Raw genomic sequence first — 10324 nt, 5'->3', positions numbered from 1 at the left:
GGTGGGGCGGGGGGGGTGCGTAGCGGGGTGCGGTGCGGTCGGCCGCCGCGAGCGCGGATCTCGCGAGGGTGGATCCCGTCCCGCGAGCGGGCGAAATGCCGGCGTGCCCGACGGCGACACCCTGGCAATACGCCCGTTCGCGCCGTCGACGATGTCGCGACCGCGGGAGCCTCGCCGCGATGGGCAGGCTGACGCCGTCGCTGCGGTCCCGACCGCTGCGCTGACCGGCCGGGCGGGCAGCGCTGCGGTCCGCGCCGGCGGGCGCCCCCGCGAGCGGGCGAAATGCCGCGGTCGCCATGCAGCCGGACCCCGGTGTTTCGCCCGCTCGACCGCGGCGCGATTCCTCCACAGGGGCGCCAGGATCGCGGGCCGTCCACACTGGGGGCACGACTCGCCACCGTCGCGCCCGCTCGGCTCCACGATGTGGAGATGACCGCCAGACGCCGACTCCCGTTGGCGCTGCGGGACGCCTCGTTCCGCGTCCGAGACGCACTGCATCGAGGGGTGTCCCGCGGCCGCCTCGAGGCACGTGACCTCGTCCGCCCGTTCCACGGCACCCGATCCGCGGTTCCGCCGCGAACCGTTGACGAACGCGCCCGCGCGCTGGCTCCCCGGCTGCGCCCCGACCAGGTGTTCAGCCACGTCACGGCCGCCGCGATCCTCGGCATCCCGCTCCCCCGCCGGCTCGAGGGCTCGCCGCGGCTCCACGTCACGACGATCGGGGTCGATCAGGCGCTTCGCGTCCGCGGCGCCGTCGGACACCGCGCCCACCTCGGCAGGGTCCGTGCGACCACCAGCCGAGGTGTGCGTCTGACGACGCCAGCGGACACGTTCGTCGCGCTGAGCACGATGTTGACGCTCGACGAACTGATCATCGCGGGTGACGCCCTCGTCGGGTGGCTCGGATGGGCGACCCTCGACGAGCTGATCCTGGCAGTCGGCCGGCGGCGCGGGCTCCGGGGCGTCGTGAAGCTGCGCCACGCTCTCGCCGAGATCAGGCCGGGTTCTCGTTCCCCGGGTGAGACCAGGGCACGGCTGACCCTCGTCCGCCAGGGACTCCCGGAACCCGCCCTGAACCACGACGTGATCGTGGACGGCAGGTGGATCGCGTGCGTGGACCTCGCCTACCCCGCAGCACGGGTGGCGATCGAGTACGAGAGCGATCTCCACCGCACCGACCCGGCCACCTTCCGGAAGGACCTCACCCGCGGTGAGCACTTGAAGGACGTGGACTGGTGGTTGGTCCGGGCCACGGCGGACGACGTCGGCCGAGGTGTCGATCGATTCGTACAGCGTGTGAGACGCCTCCTGCAGGCCGGGCTCAGCGCACCGCACGACCACCGCTTCGCGACGCTTCGGTGAACAATGGTTGACGCTTCAACCAAAAGGGTGCACACTGGCGTAGTATCAGGTTGATGCAGGCGCATGGATCGCGTCGCACCACAGACTCTCGTTCGGAAGAAGGACCACCATGACGCTCACCGCCACGACCATCCCCGGCTACCAGACCGGCACCTGGAAGATCGACCCCACCCACTCCGAGGTCACCTTCTCGGTCCGCCACCTCGCCATCAGCAAGGTCAAGGGCAAGTTCGAGACGTTCGACGCCACCGTCGTCACCGCCGAGAACCCCCTCGAGTCGACCGTCGAGGCGAACATCGACGTCGCGTCGATCAACACCGGCCAGGAGCAGCGCGACCAGCACCTGAAGACGAGCGACTTCTTCCTCACCGAGGAGCACCCGCAGCTCACCTTCCGCTCGACGAGCATCGAGGCCAAGGGCGACGACCTGCACATCGCTGGCGACCTGACCCTGCGCGGCGTCACCAAGCCCGTCGTCCTCAAGGCCGAGCTCGGTGGCTTCACGACCGACGGCTACGGCCAGGTCAAGTTCGGCGCCGAGGCGACCACGAAGATCGACCGCACCGAGTTCGGCGTGAACTGGAACGCAGCGCTCGAGGCCGGTGGCTTCACCCTCGGCAACGACGTGACGATCAACCTCGACGTCCAGTTCGTGCTCCAGGCGGCCTGAGTCCCTTCGGACTCGCTGCCTGACTGAGGGCACCGAACAGCACCACCCGAACCCGAGACACGCGCCCCGGCTCCCCACGGAGCCGGGGCGTTCGTCGTGCCCGCGGTGCTTCGGGGGTGCGTCCGTGCCCGCCGCCCGCCGCCCGCTGCGACGCGCGCGGGTGCTCCATCGCGAGCGCAACCGGGCGAACGGGCGAAATGCCGGCCTCATCTCGAACTCGACCCCGGCATTCCGCCCGCTCGCCCAGGGACCACGCGCTGGCACGCCCCTCCGGTGTCAGCGAGTGCAGTGCGCACCGACCCCGCGCGGGCGTGAACGGGCGGAAACGTCCGGGTGGGTACGCGCACGACCGCGGCATTTCGCCCGCTCGGCCGGGCTCGTCGGCGTAGCGTTGGGCAGCGGACAGGGGCACGCCCGCACGCGCGGGAATCCGCACACCGGCCCCCGAGTTACAACGACAAACGCACGACACGCACCACCCGCACACACCACCCGCACCACGCACCACCCGCACGAAGCACCGCACGCCAGCCCGACGAACAGGAGCACCACCATGGCCACCGACTGGATCGCGATGCAGGCCCTCGCGGCAGCCGAGTTCGGCCGCCGCGTCGCCGCCGTGACGGACTGGGACGCCGCCACCCCCGACTCCGAGTGGACCACCCGCGACCTCGTGACCCACGTGGTCGACGAGCAGCGCTGGATCCCGAAGCTCCTCACCGGGTGCGACTACGCCCAGGCCGAGGCCGACCTCGAGTTCATCGGCGACGACCTCGTGTCCGAGTGGCAGCGCTTCGCGACCGCGGCGACCGATGCCTGGCGGAACGCCCCGCAGGACACCCCCGTCCACCTCAGCACCGACGTCGTGCCAGCTGGCCAGTACCTCACCGAGCAGACCAGCGACATCACCATCCACACGTGGGACCTGGCGCGGGCGACCGGTACGGACGAGTCCCTGCCGGACGAGCTCGTGCAGGCGGTGTGGGAGTACTTCGAGCCGCAGATCGAGGACCTCGCCGCGACCGGCTTGTACGCCGCCCCGGTCGACGTCGACCAGGACGCCCCACTCCAGGTCCGCCTGCTCGCCGTCACAGGCCGCGATGCCAAGGTGAGCGCATGACCAACGCAGCACCGAGCAACGCAGCATCAGGCAACGCAGCACCGAGCAACGCCGCACCAGGCAACGCGGCCCCGAGCAACGCGGCCCCGAGCAACGCAGCACCGAGCAACGCAGCGACGACGAACACCACCCGCCTCGGCGCCTCCGGCCTCGAGATCAGCACCGTGGTCCTCGGCATGATGTCCTACGGCGCCCCCGACCGCGGCTCGCACGCGTGGAGCGTCGGCATCGACGAGGCCCGCCCCTTCGTCCGTCGCGCGTTCGACGCCGGCATCACCACCTTCGACACGGCGAACGTGTACTCCGACGGCTCCAGCGAGGAGATCACCGGCACGCTCCTCAAGGAACTCGCTCCGCGCGAGGACGTCCAGGTCCTCACCAAGGTGTTCAACCGGATGCGCCCCGGTCGGAACGGCGCCGGGCTCTCCCGCGCCGCGATCATGCACGAGATCGACGCCTCGCTGACCCGTCTCGGCACCGACTACGTCGACCTGTACCAGATCCACCGCTTCGACCCGGTGACCCCGATCGAGGAGACGATGGAGGCCCTGCACGACGTCGTCAAGGCCGGCAAGGCCCGCTACCTCGGCGCGAGCAGCATGTGGACGTGGCAGTTCGCGCAGATGCAGCACGTCGCCGACCTGCACGGTTGGACCCGCTTCGTCAGCATGCAGGACCAGTACAACCTGCTCGAACGCGAGGAAGAACGCGAGATGCACCCCTTCGCGCACGCGACCGGCGTCGGCGTGATCCCGTGGAGCCCCCTCGCCCGCGGCAAGGTCACCCGGCCGTGGGACGCGGAGGGCTCTGGTTCGCGCGCGAGCACCGACGAGTTCGGCAAGACGCTCTACCGCCAGGACGAGGACGCGAACCGCGCGATCGTGGGCGCCGTCGAGTCCATCGCGAGTGACCGCGGCGTGAGCATGGCGCAGATCGCCCTCGCCTGGGTCGCGGGCAAGCCCGCGGTGAGCGCGCCGATCGTCGGTGCGACGAAGGAGCACCACATCGACGACGCGGTCGCGGCCGCCGCGATCACGCTGACCGACGACGAGGTGACGCGACTCGAGTCCGCGTACACGCCCCGGGTGCCGTCCGGTTTCTGACGCACCCACGAGCGGACGGGAGGCCCGTGGCCAGCTGGCCACGGGCCTCCCGTCCGTCTCCGGTCACGTCCACGACACGTGACACGCGGACGTTTCAGGCGACGGCGCCGCGCTCGCGTTCGAGGCGCGCGATGCGCACGAGCGCAGCGCGCTCGGTGCCCGTCTGGTTGCCGAGTACCCCACCGATCCCGTCGAGCACGAGTCCGGTCGCCCGGCCGACGGGCAGTTCGACGGGCCCGATCGCGGGGGCCCGCAGGCCGAGCATCGAGCGGTGGCGGGGGTCGAGCGTCGAGACGGCGCCCTGGAACAGCGCCTGGTAGCCGGGCCGCAGCATCAGCGCGAGCGGCGGGTTCTTGATGAACTTGACGACGTCGCGGGTGCGGGCAGTGACGGCCAGTTCGCCGCGGTCGAGGTACCCGTCCATCTGGGCGCGGAGCTCGGCCTCGGACTCCGGGGCGTCCTCGACGCGCATGAGCCGGCCGGCGGTCGCCCACTCGCGGACGTAGGCGTCGGCACCGCCGGGGATCGGGCCACCCCAGCGCTGCGCAGCGCGGAGGAACGCGTCGGTGAAGGCGAGGTGCACCCAGCGGGCCAGGTCGGGGTCGTTCGCCGCGTAGTCGCGTGCGACGCCGTGGCCGTCGACGTACTGGCCGCGAACGCGCTCGTGCAGGCGCAGCACCCACTCGCTCGCTCCGCGGGCGGTCGCGGTGTCGCCGTGCGAGACCGTGTAGATCCACCGGATGGTGCCGGCGAGTCGGCCGAACGGGTCCTCGCGGTAGCGGGAGTGGTCGGCGACGCCGGCGAGGGCTCCCGGGTGCAGGGCCTGCACGAGGAGTGCGCGGACGCCGGCGACGATCGTCTGCTTGCCGCCGTGCACCGCCCACGTCGCGGAACCGGGGCCGAAGAAGCCGGCGTCGGTGCCGGCCTCGAGTTCGTCGATCCACTCCGGCTTGCTCGTCGCCCCACCGGTGAACGTGTCGTTGAGGCGGGAGCGGAAGGCATCGGAGACGGAGGGCATGGCGTCATCGTCCGTCCGCCCCCTGGGAGCGCGCTCGGCTTCGTGCACCCCGATGGCGCCCGATGCCGGCCGATGCCGCCCGATGCTTCCCAGCGGGCGCCGGGGTGGCCCGCTAGGTTGGGACGCGTGAGCATCGACACGCCTCGTCCCTGGCTTGCCTCGTACGCGCCGGGGGTCCCGCACGACATCGAGGAACAGCACGGTTCCCTGATCGACCTGGTCGAGGAATCGGCGCGACGGTTCCCGGGCAGGGTCGCGCTCGAGTTCTTCAAGCGGACGACCAGCTACGCCGACCTGCAGGAGCAGATCCTCCGCGCGGCGAACGGCCTCCGCAAACTCGGCGTCGGTGCCGGCGACCGGGTGGCGATCGTGCTGCCGAACTGCCCGCAGCACATCGTGGCGTTCTACGCGGTCCTGCGCCTCGGCGCGATCGTGGTCGAGCACAACCCGCTGTACACGCCGCGCGAGCTCCGCCACCAGTTCGAGGACCACGGCGCCAAGGTCGCGATCGCCTGGGACAAGTCCGTCGCGACGCTGCAGGACTTCCCTGCCGACGTGAAGCTCGACGCGATCGTGTCGGTCGACCTGACCCGCGCGATGCCCCGCAGCACCCGGCTCGCCCTGGCCCTGCCGGTGGCGAAGGCCCGCGAGTCCCGCGCGAAGCTCACCACCGCGGTGCGCGGCACGACGAAGTGGGACGACCTGGTCCACACCCGCAAGCTGTCGAAGCGGCACCCGCGCCCGTCGACGGACGACATCGCCCTGATCCAGTACACCTCGGGCACCACCGGCACGCCGAAGGGCGCGGTCCTCACGCACCGGAACCTGCTGGCCAACGCCGCGCAGGCTCGCGCCTGGGTGCCGCAGATCCGTCGGGGCGACAACGTCGTGTACGCGGTGCTGCCGATGTTCCACGCCTACGGCCTCACGCTGTGCCTGACCTTCGCGATGAGCATGGCCTCGCGGCTCGTGCTGTTCCCGACGTTCGACCCGGCGCTCGTGCTCACCGCGATCAAGAAGCACCCGCCGACGTTCCTGCCCGCCGTCCCGCCGATCTACGCCCGACTGCAGCACGCCGCCGACTCGGCGAAGGTCTCGCTCGAGGGCATCGAGATCGGCATCTCGGGCGCCATGCCGCTGTCGCAGGACATCGTCGAGCCGTGGGAAGCCCGGACCGGCGGGTACCTGGTCGAGGGCTACGGGCTGTCCGAGTGCTCCCCCGTGCTGATGGCGAACCCGGTGTCCCCGGAGCGTCGCCTCGGCTCCATCGGGCTGCCGTTGTCCTCCACCGAGGCCCGCGTGGTCGACCCCGACGACAGCACGAAGGTGCTCGGCGTCGACGAGCCCGGTGAACTGCAGGTCCGCGGGCCGCAGGTGTTCCGCGGCTACTGGGGCAAGGCCGAGGCCACGGACGAGGTCTTCACCCCCGACGGCTGGTTCCGCACCGGCGACATCGTGGCGATCGGCGCCGACGGCTACGTCCGGATCGTCGACCGACTGAAGGAGCTCATCATCACGGGCGGCTTCAACGTGTCGCCGTCCGAGGTCGAGGACGCACTGCTCAAGCACCCGAGCGTCAAGGAGGTCGCGGTCGTCGGCATCACGCAGGGCGGCAACGAGCAGGTCGTCGCCGCCGTCGTGCCGAAGGACCCGTCCTCGTTCGACGCCGCGGCGCTGCGGGTGTGGGCGCGCGACCAGCTGGCGGCGTACAAGGTGCCGCGTCGGGTCGTCGTGGTCGAGGACCTGCCGCGCTCGATGATCGGCAAGGTGCTGCGGCGGAAGGTGCGGGACCAGGTCCTCGCCGACGACTGACGACTGACGACTGACGACGTCGGTGCCTGACGACGTCGGTGCCTGACGCGCGTCAGCGCAGGCGTCGCCCCGGCACCGCGAGCACGGCGAGCCCGGCCACCACGAGTGCGATGCCGACCCACCCCGTCGCGCCGAGGTGCTCCCCGACGACGAGCACGGCGAGCACCGCTGCGACCACGGGCTCGAGCAACGACACCAGGGTCGCGACCGAGGCACCGACGGACCGCAACCCCACGGCGTACAGCGAGTGCCCGAGCACCGTCGGCACCAGGGCCAGGTACAGGAACACCGGCCAGTTGTCGCCCTCGCCGAGGGACGGTGCGCCGGCGACGAGCACCAGCACGACGAGCGGCACGGCAGCGATGCCGAACACGGCGCCGACGAGCCCGCGGCCGTTCGGCAGCCCCGCCGCGACGGCTTCGACCCCGGGCCCGCCGGGTACCGACACCGCCCCGGCCGCCGCGTGCAGTCCCCGCGCCACCGCCCACGAGTACAGCGCGTACGTGAGTCCGGCGAGCAGGGCACTGGCGACCCCGAGCGCGAGCGCACCACCACCGCCGTCGTGCTCCGAGCGCGCCAGGGTCACGACGACCATGCCGGCCACGCTCACCAGCGTGGCGACGATCCACCTGCCGGTGACGGGCCTCCTGTCCGACACCCACTCCACGAGCCCGGCGAACACGGGTGACGACCCGATCGCGATCGTGGTGCCGAGGGCGACGCCCGCGTCGGCGAGGGCCGCGTAGAAGGCGACCGCGTAGACGACGAGCGCCCCTGCGCCGAGCAGCGCCCACCCCCGCGTGCGACGCTCGGCGACGGCGCGGAGCGTGCCATGTCCGGCGACGGCGGCGAGCACGAGTCCACCGATCCCGAAGGTGACCGCGCCGAAGACGAAGGCGGGGACGCCCGGGGCGAAGTGCGTCGCGGTGCCGGTGGTCCCCCAGACCGCGGCGGCGACGACCACCGCGGCGAGCCCACCGGCGGGCGTCGGGACCCGGCGCGCGCTGGCGGGACCCGTCACGAGACGTGGATGGACGGCCGGCGGTGGACGTCCGGTTCGGCTTCGCGCAGGACCTCGCGCGTGACGGGCGCGACGTCACCGGCACCGGTGAACACGAACCGCAGGGCGTTCCGGATCGGGCTGCCCTCGTTCCACTCGAAGTAGATGCTCGGGACGACCCCGGCGGTGTCGCGGATCGCAAGCAGGGTCGAGGCGATCGTGTTCGGCACGTTGCCGGACCGGACCCGGAGCACACGGTGTCCGTGCACGACGTGCCCCTCGACCAGCAGATCCTCTTCGAAGTCGGACGAGTCCGCGGGCAGCACCTCGAGGAACATCGTCGGGACGCGCGCCGGGATGCCGGAATCGCGCCGTTCCTCGCGCCCCTTCGCCCGGTACGCCTCGGCGGTGCCGGCACCCGGCTCGTTCGCGATGATGCAGACCGCGCTGAACTGGTCGGCGTCGGCCTCGACGAACTGCCGGGCCGTGGCGTCCAGCTCGATCGACGACGCGCGGAGCTCGAACGACCGGCGCACCCGCGAGACGAGCGACACCACGACGATGGCGATGATGAAGATCGCCGCGATCCGGACGCCGTCGGGCCGCTCGATGACGTTCGCGACCGTCGTGTAGACGAACACGACCGAGATGACGCCGAACGCGATGGTGCGCTTCTTCTGCTGCCGGCGACGAGCCGACAGGGTGACCGCGACCGCGGCGCTCGTGATCAGGACGAGCACGCCGGTGGCGTAGGCCCCGCCCTGGGCGTCGACGTTCGCGCGGAACACGATCGTGATCAGGAAGGCGATGAGGGTGAAGATGATGACGAGCGGCCGGGTCGCCCGCGCCCACTGCGGCGCCATGCCGTAGCGGGGCAGGAACCGCGGCACCAGGTTGAGCAGGCCGGCCATCGCGCTCGCGCCGGCGAACCACAGGATGGCGACGGTCGAGAAGTCGTAGATCGAGCCGAACACCCCACCGAGGTACTGGTGCGCCAGGAAGGCCAGGGCCCGCCCGTTCGCACCGCCGCCCGGCTGGAACTCGTGCTGCGGGATGAGGAACGTCGTCGCGATCGACGAGGTGATCAGGAACGAGCTCATGATCACGGCCGCGACGGTCAGGAGCCGCTTGGTGCCGCGGATCCGACCCTCGGGCCGGGCACTCGTGTCGTCCGACGCGTCACCGCGCACCTGCGGCATCACCGCGACGCCGGTCTCGAACCCGGACAGGCCGAGCGCGAGCTTCGGGAACACGACGAGCGCGATGCCGACCATGACGAGGGGGTTGCTGTGCTGCGCGGTGAGCCCCGACCACCAGTCGCTGGCGACCATCGGGTGCTCGAAGACGTGCCAGAGCGCGACCACCACGACGACGGCGTTCAGCGCGAGGAACACCGCGACGAGTCCGACCGCGATGCCGATCGCCTCCTTGAAGCCGCGGAGGAACACCACGCCGAGCAACAGCAGCAGCGCGAGGGTGAGCGGGACGGGGATCTCGGTGAACCAATGCGGCGTGTACGGGTTCTCGGCGATGTGCGCCGTGGCGTCCGCTGCCGACAGCGTCATCGTGATCATGAAGTCGGTGACGGCGAACCCGAGCAGGACGAGCACCAGGAGCTTGCCGGCCCACCACGGCAGGAGCTTCTCGAGCATCATGATCGACCCGGCACCGCGGAAGCTGTCGCTCGCGACCCGGCGGTACACCGGCAGCGCGCCGAACAGCGTGACGAGCACGAGCACGATCGTGGCGATCGGCGACAGCAGACCGGCGGCGAGCGCCGCGATCGCCGGCTGGTACCCGAGGGTCGAGAAGTAGTCGACGCCGGTCAGGCACATGACCCGCCACCACGGGTGGGTCTTCTCGACCTCGACCTGGTGCGGACCCTGGTGGGATGCCCCTTGGTGGGTGCCCTGCAGCATCCAGCGACGCAGTCGGGCGCTGCGGTCGAGGGGTGGCTCCGTGGCGTCGCGCTGGGCGGCCCGCTCGGCGTCTGTCGCGGTCACGTGGACGATGCTAAGCCGTCCGGGTGAAGCACGCGCGCACCCGGACGGCCCCTGTGGACAACCCGGTCCGGCTCCCGCCGGACAACCCGGTCCGGCTCCCGCCGGACAACCCGGTCCGGCTCCCGCCGGACAACCCGGTCCGGCTCCCGCCGGACAACCCGGTCCGGCTACCGCGGGGGCCTGGTGAACACCGCCACCAGCCCCGCCACCACCAGCAGGGCTCCGGCCGCCAGGCA

8 protein-coding genes and 1 pseudogene are annotated in these 10324 nt (G+C 71.7%); 6 read left to right on the top strand and 3 right to left on the bottom strand.

Annotated elements, in window-relative coordinates; all coding sequences use genetic code 11:
• The first annotated feature begins 429 nt into the window (after positions 1–429).
• The 4 genes from GVL05_RS19035 (at position 430) to GVL05_RS19020 (ending at position 4255) form a co-directional block, all read left to right on the top strand.
• Positions 430–1362 carry a hypothetical protein gene (locus tag GVL05_RS19035; RefSeq protein WP_123938907.1) on the top strand — a complete coding sequence of 311 codons (933 nt, stop codon included), beginning with the start codon at positions 430–432 and terminating at the stop codon, positions 1360–1362.
• Between the two features lie 109 nt (positions 1363–1471).
• Positions 1472–2032 (top strand): YceI family protein, encoded by a 561-nt coding sequence (locus tag GVL05_RS19030; protein WP_111086826.1) that lies wholly within the window; start codon positions 1472–1474, stop codon positions 2030–2032.
• 553 nt (positions 2033–2585) lie between these two features.
• Positions 2586–3152 carry a TIGR03086 family metal-binding protein gene (locus GVL05_RS19025; RefSeq protein ID WP_131845388.1) on the top strand — a complete coding sequence of 189 codons (567 nt, stop codon included), beginning with the start codon at positions 2586–2588 and terminating at the stop codon, positions 3150–3152.
• A gap of 176 nt (positions 3153–3328) precedes the next feature.
• Complete coding sequence (locus GVL05_RS19020) at positions 3329–4255, top strand: aldo/keto reductase (protein ID WP_228506088.1); 927 nt, start codon at positions 3329–3331, stop codon at positions 4253–4255.
• Between the two features lie 94 nt (positions 4256–4349).
• Here GVL05_RS19020 and GVL05_RS19015 read toward each other — a convergent pair whose 3' ends face one another.
• Positions 4350–5273, bottom strand: a complete 924-nt coding sequence (locus tag GVL05_RS19015) for an oxygenase MpaB family protein (RefSeq protein ID WP_134194071.1) — start codon at positions 5271–5273, stop codon at positions 4350–4352.
• Between the two features lie 126 nt (positions 5274–5399).
• Between GVL05_RS19015 and GVL05_RS19010 the strand changes: the two genes are divergently transcribed.
• On the top strand, positions 5400–7085 hold the full coding sequence (locus GVL05_RS19010; RefSeq protein ID WP_159574162.1) for a long-chain-fatty-acid--CoA ligase: 1686 nt from the start codon (positions 5400–5402) through the stop codon (positions 7083–7085).
• A 52-nt stretch (positions 7086–7137) separates the two neighbouring features.
• On the opposite strand, the gene GVL05_RS19005 is transcribed toward GVL05_RS19010, so the two are convergent.
• Positions 7138–8106, bottom strand: coding sequence for a DMT family transporter (locus GVL05_RS19005; protein WP_159574161.1), 969 nt, complete (start codon positions 8104–8106; stop codon positions 7138–7140).
• Positions 8103–10004 (bottom strand): amino acid transporter, encoded by a 1902-nt coding sequence (locus GVL05_RS19000; RefSeq protein WP_235036069.1) that lies wholly within the window; start codon positions 10002–10004, stop codon positions 8103–8105. The genes GVL05_RS19005 and GVL05_RS19000 overlap by 4 nt, the downstream gene beginning before the upstream one ends.
• A 107-nt stretch (positions 10005–10111) precedes the next feature.
• Here GVL05_RS19000 and GVL05_RS20240 point away from each other — a divergent pair.
• Positions 10112–10324, top strand: a pseudogene (locus GVL05_RS20240) (hypothetical protein); the annotation flags it as partial.

The sequence above is a fragment of the Curtobacterium sp. 18060 genome (genome assembly GCF_902706105.1).
Lineage (GTDB): Bacteria > Actinomycetota > Actinomycetes > Actinomycetales > Microbacteriaceae > Curtobacterium.
The sequence above is the reverse complement of the archived record's forward strand: the minus strand, read 5'-3'. Positions and strand labels throughout refer to the sequence as shown.